The organism is Streptomyces sp. NPDC046379 (assembly GCF_055587785.1).
This window is the reverse complement of record NZ_JBVJFP010000019.1, coordinates 57,325-77,073: the sequence shown is the minus strand read 5'-3', so window position 1 is coordinate 77,073 and position 19,749 is coordinate 57,325. Positions and strand designations below refer to the sequence as shown.

The window sequence follows — 19,749 nt, the reverse complement described above, 5'->3', positions numbered from 1 at the left end:
GCCTCCCGCCCTCGGCCTGCCCGAACGACGCGCAGCCGGCCGAGTGGAGCGCCCGGTCGCAGTCGGCGGGTCGTCCCCGCTCCTTGAGGAAGCACCCGCCGCCCGCCGCCCGCCGCCGCCCCCGCCCGGCGGACTGCCGGTCGGCCGGGCGGCGGGCGGGGGCGTCCTGCCGTCAGTAGCCGTAGATCATCTTGTAGGCGACCTCGGGAAGGAACTGCCCGGCCGTGGAGCCCGCGCCCACGCCGCAGTTGCCGTCCGACTCGCCGGGGGTTTTGATCCACAGCAGCATCTCGGCGCCTCCGCCCGTCCGGGTGGGCGTGCCGATGCGGCGGCCGGAGGGGTTGCACCACTGGCCGTTGGAGCCGTTGCCGTTGCGGCTGGTGTCCACGACGAACGGCTTGGTGTAGCCGTAGCGGGCCGCCAGTTCGCTGTTGACGGCGTTGCCGTAGGCGGTGTTCTGCGCGGTGGTGAAGTAGTTGGAGATGTTGAGGGAGAAGCCGTGGGCCTGGCGGAGGCCGGCTTCGTGCAGGCGCCTGGCCATGGTGGCCGCGTCCGCCCAGCCCGGGTTGCCGGCGTCGAGGTACACCCAGGTGTTGGGGGCCTGTCGGTTGAACTCGCCGAGGGCGCCGGTGAGCATCGCCTCGCGTTCGTCGATCTGGGCCTGGGTCATGCAGCCGTAGTCCCCGAGGGAGTCCGGTTCGAGGATGACGACGGCCGGGCGGCTGCCGATCCCGCCGGCGAACTGCGCGATCCAGGACGCGTAGGCGGCGGGGGAGGAGGCCCCGCCGGCGGAGTGACCGCCGCAGTAGTCGCGGTGGTAGACGTTGTAGGCGACGAGAATGGGCAGCTTGTCCCGCTGGTCCGCCGCCCCGACGTAGGCGCCCGTGGCGGTGCCGATGGTGCCGCTCCACGAGCCGAACCAGCGGGCCATCGGCGTGTTGGCGATGGAGGCGTTGATCGCGGCCGCCCGCCCGTCGCCGGGGTTGGCGGCCGCCCACCTCTTCGCGCTGGAGTCGGGGTCCACGTAGAACCCGCTGGTCATGCTGGTCGGGTCGGCCGCGTGGGCGGACGGTGCGGCGGTGAACGCCAGCGGCAGGGCGCACAGCGCTGCGGTCAGGGCGCGGAGTCTGCGGCGCATGTCTGGACCTCGTTCTCCTGGAAGGGATGCGTCGCACGCTCTCGTCCCGAGCATGCGACGCGCTGAAGAAGTGCGATGGGACCACCTTTGGGAGCGCTCCCACTGGAAGCGCTCCCAAAAACAGGGCGGGACCGTTGGGGTGTGGTCGGTATCGTGTGACGGGGCAATTGAGCTGTCAAGAGTCAACGCACCGGTGTCCGCCACCACTTGCCCGTGAAGAGCTGTAAGAGAAAGGGGCCGTGAGACTGGAAGCGGTCCCAGTCGGTCGGGTGGTGAGGGTCCTTGCCGGCTTCGCATCGCCGCCCGTGCGGGTGGCAGCGGCCCGGGCCGAGGTGACATGCTGCCCGTCCGGTCGAGAGGGAAGGGCTTCTGGTTGATGGCTGAGGATGCGCCGCGTCGGCAGCCGACGCTCGACGAGGTGGCCGAACGCGCCGGCGTCTCCCGTTCCGTGGCCTCCCGCGCCCTCAACAACGCTCCGCACGTCAGCCGCGCCAAGCGGGAGGCGGTCGAGCGGGCCGTCCGGCAGCTGGGCTACGTGCCCAATCCGACCGCCCGCGCTCTGGCCACGCGGCAGACGGGAGCGGCCGCCCTGGTCGTCTCGGGAGAGGATCCGTCGATCTTCGCCGATCCGTTCTTCGCCCAGGTGATCGTGGGGGCGTCGGCCGCCCTGGAGGAGGCCGACCTGCATCTGATGCTGTGTCTGGCGGCTTCCGACCGGGGCCGCAAGCGGGTCGAGGAGCTCCTTCGCTCCAGGGGCGCGGACGGGGTCATGCTGATGGCGCTGCGCGAGGACGATCCGCTGGCGCGGATGGCCGAGGAGGCGCAGATGCCCGTCGTGTTCGGCGGCCGCCCGGTCGGTCCGGCTCCCCGGTGGTACGTGGACGTGGACAACGTCGGCGGAGCGCGCGAGGCGACCGAGTACCTGCTCTCGCGCGGCCGCAGGCGTGTGGCCGCGATCTGCGGGCGGCTGGACACCGAGGCCGGGCGCGCCCGGTACCGCGGCTACCGGGACGCCGTGCTGGGCGCCGGTCTCGATCCGTTCCCTGTGCGGGAGGGCGACTTCACCGAGCCCAGCGGTGCCGCCGCGATGGCCGCGCTGCTGGCGGACCGCCCCGACGTCGACGGCGTGTTCGCCGCCAACGACAACATGGCGGCGGGAGCGCTGCGCACTCTGCGGGAGGCCGGCCGGCGGGTTCCCGACGACGTCGCCGTGGTCGGCTTCGACGACCTGACGGTCGCCCGGATCGCCGATCCGCCGCTGACCACCGTCCATCAGCCCATAGAGGCTTTCGGACGGGAGATGGCGCGCATGCTCGCCGCCCTCGTCGACGGGCAGGACCCCACCCCGCTGATCCTCCCCGCCCGTCTGGTCGTCCGCTCCAGCGCCTGACGGCCGCGACCGGCCTCTGGCCCCCGCGCCCGGGCCCCGCGCCCGGGCCCCGCGCCCGGGGGTCCGGCACCCGGCCGGGCCGGTCGCCCTCCGGGAGCGGAAGGAGTGCCTGCCGTCCGGCCGGAAGGAGTGCCTGCCGTGCGACGGGACGGCCTCGGCCGGACGGCGGCAGGGAGCCGTCCTGCCGGGCCGGTGGATCGGTTCAGGGCGTGGTCGGTTCGACTGTGGCGCAAGTCACCGAGGGTGCGCGTGCCTGCGCCACCGCCCGGTGGAACCGCCTGAGCGTTCCGGTGCTCAGGGGGTTCTCCCGTCCTCCGGCCCGGTCCGCCGCCCGGTGATACGCGCCCGATGCGGGCGCGGTGCGGTCCGGTAGCGGTGGCGATACCCGGCTCGCGGAAGCTCGTCGCGGCAGTCAGCGCACGGGTTCTTCGACGAGCGGGGGCGAGATGACGACGCCGGGCGACGGGCGGACGAGCGACATCGTGGTGCAGAAGTACGGCGGCAGCTCGCTGGCAACGGCCGGCCAGGTGCGGGCGGTGGCGGAGCGGATCGCGGCCGTCGCCGCCGGCGGACGGCGGGTCGCCGTGGTGGTGTCCGCGCAGGGCAGGACGACCGACGAACTGCTCCGTACGGCGAGCGAGATCAATCCGCGCCCCGAGGGGCGGGAGCTGGACCAGCTGCTCGCCACCGGCGAGGCCGCTTCCGCGGCGCTGATGGCCATGGCCCTCCAGCACACCGGGGTCCCGGCGTCCGCGCTCGCCGGGACGCAGACCGGCATCCTCGGCTCCGGCCCGCACGGGGCCGGGGTGATCGCGGCGATCGACACCGAGCGCGTCGACGGGCTCCTCGACCGGGGCCGGGTCGCGGTGATCGCCGGGTTCCAGGCGGTCGGTCCCGAGCTGGACGTCATCACGCTGGGGCGCGGCGGCTCGGACACGACGGCGGTGGCCGTCGCGGCCGAACTGGGCGCGAGCCACTGCGAGATCTACACCGACGTGCCCGGCGTGCTCACCGCCGACCCGCGTCTGGTGCCCACCGCGCGGCTGCTGCCGGAGCTGGACATGGAGGTGATGGCGGAGATGGCGTTCGCGGGCGCCAAGGTCATGCACTCCCGCGCCGTCGAACTCGCCGCCCTGTGCGGCGTCGACATCCAGGTCGCGCACTCGGCCGGCTCCGGTCCCGGCACCCGGATCCTCACGAGAGACGGAGAGAGCATGCTTGAGACCCGGACCGCCGTCGTGGCGGTCGTCCACGACCAGGATGTCGCACGGGTCACCGTCCGCACCGGACACGGCCAGGAGCACGGGGCCCTCAGCGTCTTCCGCGCCCTGGGCCGGCAGGCCGTGCCGGCCGACATGACGACCGTGCTCAAGGAGAGCGACGGCGGCCACGCGGTGAGCGTGACCGTCCCGCACGACCGGGTCGACGCGGTCCGCCGGTCGCTCGCGGACCGCGCGGAGGCGGTGGCCGTGGACACGTCCGTGGCCAAGGTGTCGATCGTCGGCACCGGCCTGCTGAGCCGTCCGCAGTACGCCGAGCGGATGCTCTCCGTCCTCACCGACCGGGGTATCCACGCCGGTTCGCTGTCCGCCTCCCAGTCGCGGGTGTCGGTCACCGTCCCCCGCGGCGAGGTGGAGCGGGCCGTACGGCTGCTGCACACCGAGTTCGGCCTCGACGCCGCGCAGGACAGCGGCCCCCTTCCGGTGGCGGCCCGGCCGTGACCGGCCGCCCCGTGACCGGCCGCGTGAGCGGCTGCTCCGTGACCGGCCGCCCCGGGGGCGGGCGCGGGCCGGGGCGCCGCACCATCCGTACCGCGAGACCACGGGAGACCCGATGAACGCCCATCTGCCCTTCGCCCGGAGGCTGCGGCTCCAGCGGCTGCACCGCCACGCCCCGGACCGGCTGCTGATCGTCCCGCTCGACCACTCGGTCACCGACGGCCCCGTCACCGGCGGGAACCGGCTCAACGCGCTGGTGGGGGAGCTGGCCTCGCACCACGTGGACGCCGTGGTGCTGCACAAGGGGTCGGTCCGCCAGGTCGATCCCGAGTGGTTCACCCGGACCTCGCTGATCGTGCACCTGAGCGCCAGCACCGTGCACGCGCCGGACCCGAACGCCAAGTACCTGGTGTCCAGCGTCGAGGAGAGCCTGCGGCTGGGCGCCGACGCGGTCAGCGTGCACGTGAACATCGGCTCCGGCGAGGAGGCCCGGCAGATCGCCGACATGGCGGCGGTGGCCGACGCCTGCGACCGGTGGAACGTTCCGCTGCTGGCGATGATGTACCCGCGCGGCCCCAAAATCGACAACCCGCGGGACCCGGCCCTGGTGGCCCACGCCGTCCAGCTCGCCGCCGACCTGGGCGCCGACCTGGTCAAGACCCTCTACGTCGGCTCCGCCGCCGAGATGCGCGACATCACCCGGACCGCGCCGGTCCCGGTCGTCGTGGTCGGCGGACCCCGCACCGGCGACGAGGCGGCCGTCCTCGCCTACGTCGACGAGGCCCTGGGCGCCGGCGCGGCCGGCGTGGCCATGGGCCGCAACGTGTTCCAGGCCCCGGATCCCGGCGCCATGGCCGACAAGCTCTCCGACCTGATCCACGGCGGGCGGGCGGTCCCCCGGACCGGCCCCGCCCACGGAGCCGTCGCCGCCTGAACGGGACGCGCTACCGCGCGCACCTCACGCCGTACCGCCCTACTCACGATCCGAAAGGTACGACCATGAAGATCAGCTGGCTCGACATCCGTTCGCTCGGCGAGGCCCGCGACGCGATCGTCCAGGAGGCCCTGCACCACCGCGTGGAGGCGATCGTCTCCGACGACGCAGCGGACCTGAAGGACCTGCCGCCCACCGTGACCAGGGTGCTCTTCCCGCAGGGCAGGCCGCTGCCGGAGGACTTCGGCGAGGCCTCCGTCGTCATCGTCGACCCGGCCCGGCACGGCGTGACCCCCGCCGAGCTGGCGCTGCGTCACCCGGACGTGGAGTTCGGCCGGTTCGTGGAGATCGTCGACGCCCCGACCCTGGAGGACGCCTGCGAGTCGGCGCGCACCGAGAAGTGGAGCGTGCTGCTCTTCCGCGACCCGACCAAGATCCCGCTGGAGATCGTGATCGCGGCGGCGGCCCGGTCCACCGGTTCGCTGATCACCGTCGCGCAGGACGTCGAGGAGGCGGAGATCATCTTCGGTGTGCTGGAGCACGGCTCGGACGGCGTCATGATGGCCCCGAAGAAGGTCGGGGACACCGCCGCGCTGAAGCGTGCCGCCGAGGCCGACGTGCCCAACCTCGACCTGGTCGAGCTGCGGGTGGTGGAGACGACCCACATCGGCATGGGCGAGCGGGCCTGCGTCGACACCTGCACGCACTTCCGCGAGGACGAGGGCATCCTGGTCGGCTCGCACTCCAAGGGCATGATCCTGTGCGTCAGCGAGACCCACCCGCTGCCGTACATGCCGACGCGTCCGTTCCGGGTCAACGCCGGCGCCATCCACTCGTACACGCTGGGCAAGGACGAGCGCACCAACTACCTCAGCGAGCTGAAGGCGGGCAGCAAGGTGACCGCCGTCGACGTCAAGGGCAACACCCGGCTGGTGACCGTGGGCCGGGTGAAGATCGAGTCCCGTCCGCTGATCTCCATCGACGCCGAGGCGCCGAACGGGCAGCGGGTCAACCTGATCCTCCAGGACGACTGGCACGTGCGCGTGCTGGGCCCGGGCGGCGCGGTGCTCAACAGCACCGAGCTGAAGCCGGGCGACACGGTGCTGGGCTACCTGCCGAGCGAGGACCGGCACGTCGGCTACCCCATCGACGAGTTCTGCCTGGAGAAGTAGGAGAGCGCAGAAGCAGGACCGTTAGGAGCACGTCCACGAGGCCGGCCGGGGAACCCCCCCGCCCCCGGCCCCTCGCCCCCGGTCCCTCGCCCCCCGGCCGTGCCGCCCCGACCCGGGCGGCACGGCCGGGGGCGTTTTCGGGCCCGCGGGCCGGTGCGGCGGAACACCGCCGCCGCCAGGGACGACCGGGCCTGCGCCCGTCACCCCGGCCGCCGCGGGGAGCGGGAAAGCCCCGCTCCGAGCGCCCGCGGTCGCCCAGGACGCCGCCCAGCCACGGGCCGAACACCGCGCCCGGCCGCCCCGCGCCGGGCATCCGGCCGAGGCCGGGCGCGCGCAGCGGCTCCGGGTGGAGCCGGCCGGCCACCGCGCCAGACCGCCGTCGAGGCGCTGGAGCCGGACGGACGCCGGTGACGGTGATGAGGACGTACGTGGCCGGTACGGGCGGCCGGACCGCGAGCAGCGGCACGGCCCCGGCGGTGAGGACGCGCCGAGCAGCATGCCGAAGGCGGTCCGGCTGCCCGCTGCCGGCAGCCGGACGGGTCGAGCCCGAAGTCCGGGTCGTCGAGGAGGCGGGCAGCGCGGCGCCGTGGACCATGGCGCCGAAGCCGTCGAAGAAGAAAGTCATGCCAACTCCGGAGGCCGGGCGCCCCCTTGCGGGGCCACCAAGAAGGTAATGGGGTCTGTCTGACCGCTGCCCCACCTCCTTCCGCGGGTTGGATCGGGCAGCGGGACAGCCGGACAGCCAGGACACGGTCCTGCCCCTGGCAGGCTCACTGCCGCTGATCAGTTGGCTTGACCGGTCTCGTTTCAACAGAGAGACTGGCTGTATGACAGGTGTCATACATGACGGTCTCGGGAAGGAGGATGATGGCGACTGAAACCAAGGCGAAGAAGGCGCAGCAGACCGCAACTCGTGTGAAGAGTGGTGAGCCCACCACGGACCTAGTGGCGAAGCCAAGGGTGGCGAAGAGCACCAGGGCCACCAAGAAGGCTGCCGGCTCACGGCGGTCTGCCGCCCCCCGCCATCAGAATGCGGCCGGCGGCACTGGCCGCGTGGCGCAAGTCAGACTCGGGCCGGATGAAGTAGCCGCCATGGAACAAGTGATGCAGGCGCTCAACCTGGGCTCCACTTCGGACGTCCTCCGTGAAGGACTGCGCCTGCTGGCCCGCAAGGCGGCCGAAGTCGCTGCCGCCGAGGAGATCCGCGGCTTCTACCGGGGAGAGCCGGCTCCCATGCCTGATGGCGCGTTGGCCCCCACCTCTGAGGAGCTTGCAGCCGCAGACGAGGCGGAATGGTGAATCCGGGAACGGCGATGCGGGGAGAGGTCTGGATCTGCGCCTTCCCTGCACCGCCCCGCGGCCCCGGCCCGCATCCGGTGGTCGTACTCACCGTCAATGGCATTGCTGAGCCACTCTCAGCGGTGACGGTGGCTATGATCACCGGGACGTCCGGTCCGTCATCCACACATGTTCCTGTCGGGCCCGACTCGGGGCTGACCAAATATGCCGAGTCCTATGTCAACTGCACCGACATTCAGACGGTGGGAAAATCAAGGCTCCGAAGGCGCCGTGGCTCGTTGTCCCCCAGCGAGATGCAGCACGTAGAAGAGCGTATTCGTGTAATCCTGGGGCTGTAGCGCACAAAAGCCCATCCGGAGTGGACGGCGGCGCAGACACGGCGGCGCCGGACCGGGGGCGGGTCCTGCACCCCGGTCCGGCGCCGCCGGACGGCCTACTTGTCGTACCGGTACCACTTGGTGTGGTCGATGAGGTCCCGCGGCGTCATGGTGTGCCAGGGGCCCAGCGGGGTGTCGATGTCGGGGACGTCCTGGGTGTCCTCCAGCGGCAGGTAGTGCGGCACGTCGGGGTGGCGCTCCTGCCACAGGGCCCAGCACCGGTCGATCATGCAGTGGTTGAGGAAGAAGACCGGGTCGTTGGGCGAGCCGATGTACATCATGTGACCGCCCACCCAGACGTGTCCGGCCGCGTGCAGCTTGCCGACCTTCTCCTCCCAGGGGAACTTGGTGTAGCCCTCCAGGTGGTTGCGGAAGCTGTTGTACGGGGCCTCGCCGCCGGCGGTGTGGTTCCACGGCGGGCAGTCGTAGACCGGCAGGTCGAGGGTGTCCTCCAGCTCCTTGGGCGTGGGCAGCCTGTCGGTCAGGGTGCCCATGTCGCGGACGAGGTAGTCGCGGTCGTCGTGGGTGTAGTTGCCGTTGAGGGCGGGGTGTTCGTCGCCGACGGGCACCACGCTGACGTTGAGGATCCAGCCGTTGTCCCGGGCGAACGGGCCGGTCATCACCCGGCGGTCGCCCGGGCGGCCGTTGCCGCCCATGAACTCCTCGTCCCACAGCGGGGAGTCCTCGCCGTGGTCGGTGGTCCAGTCCCAGTAGGGCAGGGTGACGCGCGGGTCGACCTTCTGCAGTTCCCGCTCGAAGCGCATCAGGTACTGCCGGTGCCAGGGCAGGAAGCCGGGGTTGATGTGGCCGAGCCGCTTGCCGGTCTCCTTGTCGAGGTAGTCGCGGGAGTTGATGCGTATGTGCAGGTCGACGAACTTGTCGTAGATTCCTCTGCGCTTGATCTCGAGGACCGCGTTGACGAAGCGGCGCTTCTCCTCGGCGGTCATGTCCAGGTGGTTCTTGCGGATGTGCACCATGACGGGTCCCGTTCGCAGAAAGGGGTGGGGAAGGGCGGGGGCGGTCCGCTCAGACCGTGGTGACGTGGGAGTGGGTGCCGGGCGCGGCGGGCAGCAGGGCCGCGCCGCGCAGTTCCTCGACGGCGCGGCGGGCGGCGTGCAGCGGGGTGGGCGCCATCTCGTAGTGGCACATGGAGCTGAGGTAGGCGTCGTCCGCGAACTTCATCAGGTGCAGCGGACGGCCGTCGATGAACACCCCGCCGCCGGCCGCGGCGGACGCGATGCGGATGGTGCGGCCCTGGTACCGCTCGGTGTACTCGTCGCCGGCGGCGCCGGTCCCGGCCTGCCCGGCGGCGGCCCCGGTGCCGGACGGGTGGGAGCCGGCGGCGCCGGTGGCGAAGGGGACGGCGGCGGCCGCGGCGACCAGGGCGGCGCCCGCGGTGAGCTTGACCATCTCACGGCGTTCTATTGTCATGATCATGACCTTTCGGTGGGTGTGCTGCATGCGGGTGACGGAAAACCGGAGAAGAGGCGGGTGGGCGGAGGTGTGCGGGGCGGGCTCAGGCGGCGGACAGGCCCGCGCCGGCCACCACCACGCCCTTCGGCTCCAGCAGGAACTGGGTGTAGTTGTCGTCGTGCGGGATGCCGGGCACGGCCGTCCACGGCAGGACGGTTCCGCGGGTCACCTTGCGCACGCTCGGCTCCCGCACCGCCGCCTCCACCAGTTCCGCGCGGTCGGTCAGCAGGTTCAGCACGAGCGAGTCGCGCAGCGGCGCCACGCCGTCCGCCTCGGTCCACGGGGCGACGACGACGAACGGGAACGGCAGCTCCACCCCGACCGCCGGATGGTCCGCCCGGTCGGCGGCGAGCACCACGGGCCGCAGCACGAACGAGCCGTCCGCCAGCTCGACAACAGGACCCGTGCCGTCCACCCGCGCCGAGTGGTCGACCAGGCCCGCCCGCACCGCGTCGAGCTGCCCGCGGATCCGCTCGGCCCGCTCCCGGTCCGCGACCAGCAGTGTGGCGTCCCGCTGCGTCGCGGGCAGCGACGGCAGCGCCGCGAGCCGCCGGGCCAGCTGTTCGGCCACCCGGTCGACCGGGCGGGTGGTGAGCACGGCGGACAGGTTGGTGCAGCGGGTGCCGCCGTCGAAGGACGCCGACAGCGCCAGATGCCCGATCACCGCGTCGTCCGGATCGACGTCCAGGAACGCCTTGGTGCGGCCCGGCCCGCGCACCGCCACCGACTCCTGGCCCTGCCACCGCCGCACCGCGCTGTCCCCGCCGTAGACGATCCCGCGGTCGGCCTCCCGCAGCAGGAACTCGCCGGTCTGGTGGGACGCGGGCAGATACGCCACCTTGTGCGCGGGCAGTCCGGCCGCCAGCAGCGCCCGCATCAGCCGCCGGGCCGAGAAGGGATCGCGGCTGCCGGGCTTGACGGCCACGCTGTAGCCGTGGAACAGCGCCTGCGCCCAGGTCACGTTGGGCACCGGGTGGTTGCTCGCCATCACCGCGGCGAAGACCCGGCCGCGCGGCACCCAGCGGGTCTCGAAGCCCTGCCCGAAGCCGGTGGACGGCAGTTCCGCGGCGGTCGTCTCGGGCAGTTCGCGCAGCTCGGCGGTCAGGTCGGCGACCGACTGGGCGATCGCCGCCGCGGTCAGGCCGGTCGCGTGCGCCACCCGCTCGGCGTACTCGCGGGGGCTCTCGTCCTCCAGCGTCGCCGTGGCGAACAGCTCGGCGGCGCGCACGAAGACGTCCTCGCCGGGCGGCCGCCCGTCGGCGTGCTCGCGCAGCTCCCGCAGCGCGGCCAGCGCCATCAGGCGCGACGCGGTCCCCACGTCGGCGAGGTCGCCGCCGCGCACGTCCGGCAGCCGCGTCCGGTCACCGCTGGACACGGTCCGGCCGCAGACCACGGGGTCGACGGTCAGCGGGCTCGTCATCAGTAGACCCCCTCGATCACCCGCACGTCGTCCAGCCTGCTGAACGTCTGCACGTCCGCGAGGCCGTCCACCGGGGAGCCGGCCCGGGCGGGCACGCGGATCGCGCTGTCCCGTTCCAGCACGTTGGGCAGGAACATCTCCTCGCTCACCAGGTGCAGCCGCACCCGTCCGCGTTCGCCGGGGCCGACCGGGCGGCCCTCGTCGTCCACCAGCTCCAGGCGGGTGGTGTCCGGGAACGGTTCGAACACGCAGCGGTGCGTGTCGCCGGGGACGGGCGGCCGCTGCGGGGCCACGCCCATCAGGCTGTTGCCGTAGATGCCCACGACCGTCGCCTCCGGGAAGAACACCTCGTCGAGCTGGCGCAGGTCCTCGGCGCTGATCGAGGTGCCCGCCCAGATGATCGCGCGGACCGTGCCGCGGACCGCCTCGTGCAGCGCGGGCCGGGCGCAGATGGCCTCCAGCAGCGGGGGAGTGGTGTTGAGGACCGTCACCTCCTGGGTGGCCAGGATGGTCTCCGCCTGGTCCAGCAGGTGCTGCACGTACTCGTCGGCGTCGGCCTCCCGGCCCTGGGCGAGCAGCCGCTTCACCCAGCGCGGGTCCAGGTCGACCGTGTGGAAGAGGCCGTTGCCGAGTGCGGCGTAGCGGGAGACGTCGTAGCCGATGACGTGCGGGCCGCTGGGGCCCAGGTGCAGCCAGTCGCCCTCGGCGGGCACCCCGGCCTCGATCAGCCGCTGCCGCGCCCACACCAGCATCCGCGCGCGGTAGCCGCCGTCCACGATCCGCTTGGGCGATCCGGTGGTGCCGCCGGAGTCGTAGACCCGGAACGGTTTGTCGCCCAGGCCGCGCGGGATCAGGTCGCGGACGGGGACCTCGCGCAGCTCGGCGCTCACGTCGGGGAACCGGGTCAGGTCGGCCAGTCCGTGTATCTCGGTGACCGGGTCGAAGCCGAGCGCGGCGCGCTTGGCGAGCCAGAACGCCGAACCGGTGTCCTCCCCGAAGTGCCAGGCCATCGACTTGCGTATGTGCGCATCGAATGCGGTGTTCGTGACAGGTGTGGTCATGGCTGGATGAGCTCCTCAACAGCTCCTCGACACGGACAGGCGCCGACGGGTTCATCCTTCGGCCGGCGCCTATCACTGCTGTATCGCCACTGTTTTTTGCCGCCGGGGCGCGCCGCTCGGCACCGCGGACGCCGGGGCGTCGGGCGGCGGGCGCCGGGGCGCAGGGCGGCGGTCAGCCGTCGCGCCGGCCCAGGGTCAGCGCGGCCAGGGCCCCCACGAGCGGGAAGACGGCGACGACGGCGAGCAGGTCGGTCAGGGACATCGACTTCACCAGGGCGCCCGCCGTGGCGCTGCCCACCCCGCCGCCGACGAAGAAGGTCAGGTTGAGCAGGCCCATCGCGCCGCCGCGCAGGGCGGGTTCGATCCGCGCGGACATCAGGGCGGTGGTGATGACCTGGGTGACCGCGAACGCGGCGAAGCCGAGGGAGGCGCCGATCACCGCAGGCGCGGGGTGGTCCGGGACGGCGCAGAGCGCCAGCACCACCGCCATGGCCGCGGCGATGCCGCTCAGCAGCAGGCTGCCGCCCCGGCCGCCGGTCAGCCTGCCCGCCGTCCGGGAGAGCACCGCGCCGACGGCCGCGCCGGGCAGCAGCCACGCGCCCACCGCCAGCACGCTCCAGCCGTGCTCGCCGACCAGGATCTGCGGCACGGCGTACATCGCGGCGAACAGACCGGCGTAGACCCCGATGCCGGTCGCCGACGCGCGCAGGAACGCGCCGTCCGTGACGAGCCGGCGCGGCACGAAGGACGCCTGCACCGCGCGGACCCGCAGCAGCAGCCCCGCCCCCGACACCAGCAGGGCCACGGCGAGCCCGATCACGGGCGCGGCGGACAGCCCCAGCGCGTACGACTGGATCAGCACCAGGAACGACATCGCCGCGACCGTCAGCAGCAGGGCGCCGGGCAGGTCCAGCGCGCGGCCGCTGCCCTTGCGGGCGGCCGCGGCGCGCAGGCACAGCGGCACCGCGAGCAGCGACAGCGCGGGCAGCACCAGGGTGATGCGCCAGGTCACCCACTGGGTGAACACGCCGCCGGCGAGGGTCGCGCTGGCGGAGAAGACCGCCATGGTCGCGCCGAACCCGCCGAGCACCTGGGGCCGGTCGGCCGGCGCGGCCGACGCCGACAGCGCCAGCGCGCCCGAGGTCATGGCGCCGGAACCGGCGGCCAGCACGAAACGGCCCGCCACCAGGGTGGTGATGTCCGGCGCCGCCAGGCAGATCACCGTGCCGGCGGCGAGCACGAGCGAGCCCAGCAGCAGGGAGGCGCGGATGCCCCGGGAGTCGGCGAGCCGCCCGAACAGGGCCGTGCCGACGCCGAGCGCGAGGGCGTGCGCGGTCAGCACCCAGGCGGCGGCCGCCGGCGTGGCGTCCAGCGCCCGGGCGACGTCGGGCAGGGCGACACCGGCCGCGGTGACACCGAAGACGGCCGGCCCGAACAGGGCGCCGTACCGCAGCCCCGCGGAACGGGCGCTGAGCGCGGCGGTGTGATCGGCCGTGGCGGGCACGGCCTGCTCTGTGGTCATGGGAGGTCCTCTCTGGCAGACGGGCGGGTGCCCGGGGCACGGGGGCGGCGGCACCGGTGCGGGTGCCGGGGCGACGGCCGGTGGCGTACGGGGGCCCGCGGGTGTGGTGCCGGGCGGGCGCGGCAGCGGAGCCGGCGGGCGGGCGGCGGGCGGCGCGGAGGTGGGGCCGGCGTCGCGGCGGGCCGTGCGGGCTGTGCGGGTCGTGAGGGTCGCGCGGGCCGTGTGGCCCGGAGGGCTCAGGCCGGCCCCGGCTTCAGGGCGTGGCCGCGGCGGAACAGGTTCTCCGGGTCGTACCGCTCCTTCAGCAGGGTCAGGCGGGCGCGGGTCGGCTCGTCGTAGCAGTCCGCGGCGGCGTCGGCGGTGTCGGGGCCGGCGAGGAAGTTGAGGTACCGGCGGCCCGTGCCCCAGCCCGACAGGGGGGCGAGGACCCGGTCCGGGGAGCCGGGCAGGCAGAGGGTCGACAGGGTGAAGGCCCCGTCGCGGCTGCCGACGGCGTTGGGCACGGCCGGCGGCCGGGACAGCGCTCCGCCCAGCTGCCGCACCTCGACCATCGGGTCGGTGCAGTCCGCGTCCGGCCCGGCCACCTCCAGCAGCCTGGCCAGCGCCGCGTCGTCGAGGTCCCGCAGCACGATGTTGCGCTCGTGGTAGGGCAGCGGCTCGGTCGGATCCTGGTGGATGTCGGCCACCGAGGTGTACGGCATCTCGGCGACGGTGTCGGCCAGCATCGGGCCGGCCTCCCGCAGCGGGCGCACCAGGCGCTCGCCCTCCTCGGCCGGCCCGGTGAAGGCGATCCGGACGTGGACCGCGAGCCGCCCGGCGGGGTGGTCCGGCACCCCGGGCAGGCCGGGCAGCCGCAGCAGGGCCAGCGACGAGGTCATGGCCTCGGGCGCCTGCCGGGTCCAGTCCCGCCAGGTGCGCAGCAGCGCGGCGGCCGATTCGCCCGGGAAGTACAGCCCGCCGCCGTAGAGCCGGCGCACCGGCATCAGCGCGAACTCCAGCGCGGTGACGACGCCGAAGTTGCCCTTGCCGCCCCGCACCGCCCAGAACAGGTCGGGGTCCGCGTCGGCGGTGACGGTGCGGTGCCGCCCGTCGGCGGTGACGATGTCGAACCGGGTCACGTGGTCGGCCGCGTAGCCGTACTGGCGGCCCAGCGGTCCCAGGCCGCCGCCCAGGGTGTAGCCGACGACGCCGACCAGCGGGGAGGAGCCGTTGAGGGGGGCGAGGTGGTGGGGGGCGGCGGCCGCGATGACCTGGTGCCACTGGGCGCCGGCCTCGGCGCGGGCGGTCCGCGACGCCGGGTCGACGGCCACGGTGTTCATCCGCCGGGTGCTGATCAGCACCGTGTGCTCGTCGGGGGCGGCGATGCCGTGACCGGTGGCCTGGACGCCGACGGCGAGCCGCCGCTCGCGCGCGAAGCGGACCGCGGCGACCACGTCCTCGGCGTGGACCGCCGCAACGACCAGGGCGGGGCGGTGCCGGGCGATCTCGTTGAAGCCGGCCAGCTCGGCGTCGTAGCCCGGGTCGCCGGGCAGGAGCACCTCGCCCTTCACCCGGCCGACGAGGCGGTCCACCGCGCTGTCCTCGACGTCGGGGTGGTGCTGCGCTGAGTTGGTCACGGGCCAGTCCCTCTCTGTGCGTGCGGCCCCAGGGGCGCGGGCCGCGACCGTCGACGGCACCGAGTCTTTCCGCCGCCGGAAAGCCGGGCCATCCCCAGCCGGAGAGGGAGTCGTCCGCCGCCGCCTCCCTAAATTGAGGGGGAGGGCAGCAGCGGGCGGCGCGGGAGCGGACCGTCCGCCGGGGCGGCGGTGCCGAACAGCAGGTCCTGCCACTCCTCGGAGCGGGTGCGGGCCTCGGAGCCGCCCAGGATGAGCCGCTCCAGCGCCCGCAGCCGCTCACCGGGCTCGATGCCCAGCTCCTCGCTGAAACGGCGCCGGGTGGCGCGGAACAGCGCCAGCGCGTCCGCGGTGCGCCCGGACTGGAACAGGGCGATCATCAACTGCGCGATCAGCGTCTCCCGGAAGGGGTGCTCGGTCACGTGGTGGGTGAGCTCGCCGAGGATCCGCCGGTGATAGCCCAGGCGCAGCTCCAGTTCGAAGCAGTCCTCGAGGGCGGAGTGGTAGTCCTCGTGGTACTTCAGGGCCACGCTGTCCAGCAGCGGGCTGCCCAGACCCGCGCCCAGCGGCCCGCGCCACAGCGCCAGGGCCTCGCGGAACAGCCGGACCGCGTCGCCCGGCGGCCCGGTGCGGGCCTCGATCCGGGCCTGCGCGAGAAGCCGCGCGAAACGGTACAGGTCGATGCCGTCGTCGCAGACCCGCAGCTGGTATCCGGTCTTGTGGGTCTCGATCGTGGCGGACACATCACCATGGGCGAATTGCCGGCGCAAGGAGGAAATACAGATGCGTATCTGGCTGCGCGCGGTCACCGGCGGCGAGTCGTCCCAGATGGCTCGTATCAGACGCTCCACCTCGATGACCCGATTGCTTTCCAGCAGCAGCATGGTGAGCAGAATGCGCTGCCGGTCGCCGCTGAGTTTCACCTCCCCGTTCACTCCATGCACAACCAGAGGACCGAGCGCAAGAAAAGAAGGATTATTTGCCATGATCCCCCCGCTCTCCGGGGCGGCGATACGGAGTCGCCGCCTCTCCGTAGCTCACCAGCTCGGCAGGAACTTTAGTCCCCACCCTTCCGCAGCAGCGAGCTGGTGGCTTATTTCCCTCCCCAGTCGCACCATTTCATCCAGCAGGCGGGCCCGGTCGAGGCCCCCTGCATCCAATGCTCTTAATCCTGAACGATTGACCAACTCGACCATGAGAACTTTGGCCGTCTCGTCGTCCGAGGCCACAAAGACGTCGACGGGCTGCCCGTCCAGCTCCCCGCGGTAGATCGACGCGGCGTCCCCGGCAGGACAAGCCCTGACCCAGCGCGCCTGCGGGGCGAGGCCGACAAGATCGCGCATACGGCTCGCGCCGGTCCGCTCGTGCGGTGCGGTGACCTCCACGAGAATCTTGCCCGCGAGCCTGTCCGCCCTGGTCCGCAGGGCTTCCAGGGACTCCGCGCGCGGCGCCGCGAGAATGACGAAATCTGGCTGAAAGGAAACCCGGGCGGTGGCGGCCACGACGACCCCGGGAGTTCCGGCGGAAGCATCCTTCGCCACCTTCCGGGCCCGCGCGATGTCGCGGTCGGCCAACAGCACGGACGCGCCGGCGATCGCCGCCCGCCGAGCCATCGCCCTGCCCATTTCGCCCGCCCCGATGATTCCCACTTTCATGCTCAGGTCGGCTCCCGGTCCTGGAGTGCGCGGACGGAACGTGATCGGGCACGGGCGGCCCGCCCGGACCGCCTCGTTCCGCGCGCCACCTTTCCAGACCCGCCCGCGGTATTTCATCCCCGCATTCGAGGGGGAGTTCGCCCCCGCCGGGAAGGCGGACCCCCTCAAGTGCGGGGTTGGCCGGGCCAGGGGGATCTGGGACGATCGAGCAGTGACCAGTGCATATCCGACCCGGGTCGACACCGGACGCACCGAACTCCTCGACCGCGCCGCGCGCAGCACCGATCCGCTCGGCATGTTCGCCGAGGCATCGCACCACCTGCGCAGGCTCATGCCGTACGACGCCGCGGTCTGGCGGGTCACGGACCCGCAGACCGGGATGATGGCCGCCCCCATCCGCGCCGAGAACCTCGACGAACAGGGCTGCGCCGTCTACTGGGAGTGCGAGCTGTTCACCGAGAACGTCAACCTCTTCCGCGACCTGGCCCAGGCCGAACGGCCGGTGGCCGGGCTGCGCGAGACGACCGGCGACCTGCCCGCGCGCAGCAGCCTGTACCAGTCCTTCATGAAGCCGCGCGGCCTCCAGGACGAGTTACGGGCGGTGCTGCGCGTCGGCGGCCGCCCGCACGGACACATCAGCCTCTTCCGCGAGAAGGGCCGCCCGGCGTTCGCGGCGGCCGAGACCAAGCTGGTCGAGAGCCTGATCACCCCGCTGGCCAGGAAGCTGCGCTCGTTCGCCGGGACGGTCCCGCAGTGCCTGCCCGACACCCGGCACGGCCCCGGCCTGCTGCTCTTCGACGCGGCCGGCGCGCTGCTGTCCGCCAACGACGACGCCCTCGCCCACCTCGACGACCTGCCCGAGGGCCCGGCCGTCCGCACGGCCTCCGGCATGCGGGTGCCGGCCTGGATCCAGTCCACGGCGCTGAAGGCCCGCGCCATCGCCCAGGAACGCGACCGGGGACACGCCCGGGTGCGGGTCCGCGCCCGCAGCGGCCGCTGGCTGGTGTGCCACGCCTCCTGCCTGCGCGAGGCGGACGGCTCGCTCGGCCCCTCGGCCGTGGTGATCGAACCGGCGAAGACCTCCGAGGTCGTCCCCCTCATCGTGGACGCCTACGAGCTGACCGAGCGGGAGACGGAGGTGACCCAGTGCATCGCCCGCGGGCTGTCCACCGGCCAGATCGCCCAGCAGCTCCACCTGTCGCCGCACACCGTCCGCGACTACGTCAAGGCGGTCTTCGAGAAGGTCGGCGTCTCCAGCCGCGGCGAACTGGTCGGCAAGCTCTTCACCGAGTACTACGCCCCCCGGGCCGAACCGGGCATCGTCCGCGTCCACGACAGCTGAGGCGTCCCCTCCCTCCCGTCCCCGGCCGGGCGGACGCCCCCGAGGGCGCTGCCCTCGGGCAAGGCGCGGGGCAACCTTCGGGCCGTCCCGTGCTGCGCACCCTTGTCGGTCGTACCGTGCGCACCGTGTGGGAGGGCGCCTTCCCCGAACTGGCTTCCCGCACCCGGGCAGCCGCGTGAGGGACATGCCCGAGCTGCACACGCGGCTCCCGGCGGACGTGATCGCACTCGGCTCTCCGTATCCCCCGGTTCGGCAGGAAGCCTCCGTGAGGTGACCCGGCATCGGCGGCCGGCCGGTAAGAGGGGGGAAGGCCCCGCGAGGTGTGCGCCTCGCGGGGCCGGTGTGCCGGCTCAGCTGCGTCGCGCCGGTGTCAGCCGAAGTTGACGTCGCTGCACAGGAAGTACTTCTGGTCCATGTGGGACGCCTTCCAGACGGTGACCACGACGTGCCGTCCGCTGTAGCCGGAGGTGCTGACGTCCGTGACGTAGTGCGCCTGGTAGGGGTAGCGGCCGGTCCGCTTCACCAGCTCGAGGTCGTTCCAGCCGATCAGCTGGTACTCCGGGTTGAAGCCCTGCTTGGTGACGTAGACCTCGAGCCAGTCCGCGCCGTGCCGGGCCTCGTCGTAGAGGTCGACGGTGAAGTCGGCGCCGATGTCGGTCGTCTTCCACGGACCGGGGCGGTCCAGCGGCCGGTAGTTCGTCTCGCCCTGGCCGCCGGCGCTGCAGATCTGGCCGTCGGGGATGACCTGCTTGTAGTTGTCCCCGGTGTTGTTGGCGTAGACGGCCTTCCACGCCCCGATGGCGTTCGGGTTCTCGTGGTAGGTGCGGTAGCACATGGGGTCCTGGGCCTCGTTCGGCTCGTTGTAGCCCCACCGCTGCAGGCAGCCGTAGTTGCGGGTCTCGGGGGCGATCACCGTGCCGTGCGCGGAGGCCGTGGGCGCTTGGACGAACACGCCGAGCAGGCCGGTGGCCAGGACGGCGGCGCCCAGTGCGGTGCGGCCGGCCGCGGTTGCGGGTACGCGGTTCATGGTGCTCTTCCTCCGGGTGTCTCGGGGGATCACAGGCCGGAACGACCCATGATTTACGTGTGCATGACAGACTGCGGGGCGGGTTCAGGTTCCGGGGGCGTCGCTCACCTCCTTTCGCCCGGGCTGCTTGCGGTGTGCGGTGAGGACCGGCAGGTCGGTCAGGGACCACCGGCCGGGGCCGAGGGCGGCGATGAGCAGGAAGGCCCAGCAGAAGAGAGCGGCCGGCTCACCGCCGTTCTCCAGGGGGAACAGTGCGTCCGGCTGGTGGTGGACGAAGTAGGCGTAGGCCATGGAGCCGGAGCACAGGACGGCGGCCGGCCGTGTGGCCAGTCCGAGCAGGACGAGGGCGCCGCCGGCCAGCTGGATCACCGCCGCCCACCACCCGGGCCACTCGCCGGTGCCGGGCGGCTGCCCGTGGCCTCCGCCGAGGACGTCGAAGAGCGTGGCCGCTCCGTGGCAGGCGAACAGCAGCCCGAGCACGATCCGGAACAGGCCCAGAACCGTGCCCTGGCACCTGGTGGGTGTCTCCACGGTGTGCCCTTTCTGCGGCGGGGGATGAGGGACCGGGTGGCCGCCGGCAGGGGGATCGCCGGCGGCCACCGGGGAGG

18 protein-coding genes are annotated in these 19,749 nt (G+C 73.1%); 7 read left to right on the top strand and 11 right to left on the bottom strand.

Annotation, left to right across the window (positions count from 1 at the left end):
• Positions 1 to 172: 172 nt before the first annotated feature.
• The gene (locus ACZ6KF_RS28315; protein WP_356631996.1) at positions 173 to 1,138 is read right to left on the bottom strand and encodes a glycoside hydrolase family 6 protein; all 966 of its coding nucleotides are present in this window, start codon (positions 1,136 to 1,138) and stop codon (positions 173 to 175) included.
• A gap of 376 nt (positions 1,139 to 1,514) precedes the next feature.
• Between ACZ6KF_RS28315 and ACZ6KF_RS28310 the strand changes: the two genes are divergently transcribed.
• The 6 genes from ACZ6KF_RS28310 (at position 1,515) to ACZ6KF_RS28285 (ending at position 7,989) form a co-directional block, all read left to right on the top strand.
• On the top strand, positions 1,515 to 2,528 hold the full coding sequence (locus ACZ6KF_RS28310; RefSeq protein WP_469240948.1) for a LacI family DNA-binding transcriptional regulator: 1,014 nt from the start codon (positions 1,515 to 1,517) through the stop codon (positions 2,526 to 2,528).
• Between the two features lie 446 nt (positions 2,529 to 2,974).
• Positions 2,975 to 4,249: an aspartate kinase gene (locus ACZ6KF_RS28305; protein ID WP_469240946.1), complete on the top strand. Its 1,275-nt coding sequence runs from the start codon at positions 2,975 to 2,977 to the stop codon at positions 4,247 to 4,249.
• A 112-nt stretch (positions 4,250 to 4,361) separates the two neighbouring features.
• A complete protein-coding gene (locus ACZ6KF_RS28300) occupies positions 4,362 to 5,180 on the top strand; it encodes a 2-amino-3,7-dideoxy-D-threo-hept-6-ulosonate synthase (protein WP_356631990.1) in 819 nt (272 codons plus the stop codon).
• 65 nt (positions 5,181 to 5,245) lie between these two features.
• Positions 5,246 to 6,352, top strand: a complete 1,107-nt coding sequence (griH, locus tag ACZ6KF_RS28295) for a 3-amino-4-hydroxybenzoic acid synthase (protein WP_356631988.1) — start codon at positions 5,246 to 5,248, stop codon at positions 6,350 to 6,352.
• Between the two features lie 867 nt (positions 6,353 to 7,219).
• On the top strand, positions 7,220 to 7,651 hold the full coding sequence (locus ACZ6KF_RS28290) for a hypothetical protein (protein ID WP_356631986.1): 432 nt from the start codon (positions 7,220 to 7,222) through the stop codon (positions 7,649 to 7,651).
• Positions 7,645 to 7,989 (top strand): type II toxin-antitoxin system PemK/MazF family toxin, encoded by a 345-nt coding sequence (locus ACZ6KF_RS28285; RefSeq protein ID WP_356631984.1) that lies wholly within the window; start codon positions 7,645 to 7,647, stop codon positions 7,987 to 7,989. The genes ACZ6KF_RS28290 and ACZ6KF_RS28285 overlap by 7 nt, the downstream gene beginning before the upstream one ends.
• A gap of 95 nt (positions 7,990 to 8,084) precedes the next feature.
• On the opposite strand, the gene griF is transcribed toward ACZ6KF_RS28285, so the two are convergent.
• From griF to ACZ6KF_RS28245, 8 genes are all read right to left on the bottom strand, one after another.
• Complete coding sequence (griF, locus tag ACZ6KF_RS28280) at positions 8,085 to 9,005, bottom strand: grixazone synthase (RefSeq protein ID WP_356631982.1); 921 nt, start codon at positions 9,003 to 9,005, stop codon at positions 8,085 to 8,087.
• A gap of 49 nt (positions 9,006 to 9,054) precedes the next feature.
• Positions 9,055 to 9,459, bottom strand: coding sequence for a tyrosinase family oxidase copper chaperone (locus tag ACZ6KF_RS28275; protein ID WP_356631980.1), 405 nt, complete (start codon positions 9,457 to 9,459; stop codon positions 9,055 to 9,057).
• 85 nt (positions 9,460 to 9,544) lie between these two features.
• Positions 9,545 to 10,921, bottom strand: coding sequence for an aldehyde dehydrogenase family protein (locus tag ACZ6KF_RS28270; RefSeq protein ID WP_469159754.1), 1,377 nt, complete (start codon positions 10,919 to 10,921; stop codon positions 9,545 to 9,547).
• Complete coding sequence (locus ACZ6KF_RS28265) at positions 10,921 to 11,982, bottom strand: AMP-binding protein (protein ID WP_356631976.1); 1,062 nt, start codon at positions 11,980 to 11,982, stop codon at positions 10,921 to 10,923. Before ACZ6KF_RS28265 ends, ACZ6KF_RS28270 begins: the two co-directional genes overlap by 1 nt.
• A gap of 172 nt (positions 11,983 to 12,154) precedes the next feature.
• Positions 12,155 to 13,504, bottom strand: coding sequence for an MFS transporter (locus tag ACZ6KF_RS28260; RefSeq protein WP_469178905.1), 1,350 nt, complete (start codon positions 13,502 to 13,504; stop codon positions 12,155 to 12,157).
• Between the two features lie 236 nt (positions 13,505 to 13,740).
• Complete coding sequence (locus tag ACZ6KF_RS28255) at positions 13,741 to 15,120, bottom strand: FAD-binding oxidoreductase (RefSeq protein ID WP_469178903.1); 1,380 nt, start codon at positions 15,118 to 15,120, stop codon at positions 13,741 to 13,743.
• 128 nt (positions 15,121 to 15,248) lie between these two features.
• On the bottom strand, positions 15,249 to 16,040 hold the full coding sequence (locus ACZ6KF_RS28250) for an AfsR/SARP family transcriptional regulator (RefSeq protein ID WP_356631970.1): 792 nt from the start codon (positions 16,038 to 16,040) through the stop codon (positions 15,249 to 15,251).
• Between the two features lie 114 nt (positions 16,041 to 16,154).
• Positions 16,155 to 16,772 (bottom strand): NAD(P)-binding domain-containing protein, encoded by a 618-nt coding sequence (locus ACZ6KF_RS28245; protein WP_356631968.1) that lies wholly within the window; start codon positions 16,770 to 16,772, stop codon positions 16,155 to 16,157.
• A 211-nt stretch (positions 16,773 to 16,983) separates the two neighbouring features.
• On the opposite strand from ACZ6KF_RS28245, the gene ACZ6KF_RS28240 reads away from it, so the two are divergent.
• On the top strand, positions 16,984 to 18,114 hold the full coding sequence (locus tag ACZ6KF_RS28240) for a LuxR C-terminal-related transcriptional regulator (RefSeq protein WP_356631966.1): 1,131 nt from the start codon (positions 16,984 to 16,986) through the stop codon (positions 18,112 to 18,114).
• 370 nt (positions 18,115 to 18,484) lie between these two features.
• Here ACZ6KF_RS28240 and ACZ6KF_RS28235 read toward each other — a convergent pair whose 3' ends face one another.
• Both ACZ6KF_RS28235 and ACZ6KF_RS28230 read right to left on the bottom strand, forming a co-directional pair.
• Positions 18,485 to 19,141: a lytic polysaccharide monooxygenase auxiliary activity family 9 protein gene (locus tag ACZ6KF_RS28235; RefSeq protein WP_356631964.1), complete on the bottom strand. Its 657-nt coding sequence runs from the start codon at positions 19,139 to 19,141 to the stop codon at positions 18,485 to 18,487.
• An 84-nt stretch (positions 19,142 to 19,225) separates the two neighbouring features.
• Positions 19,226 to 19,672 carry a DoxX family protein gene (locus tag ACZ6KF_RS28230; RefSeq protein WP_469178899.1) on the bottom strand — a complete coding sequence of 149 codons (447 nt, stop codon included), beginning with the start codon at positions 19,670 to 19,672 and terminating at the stop codon, positions 19,226 to 19,228.
• Positions 19,673 to 19,749 lie beyond the last annotated feature (77 nt).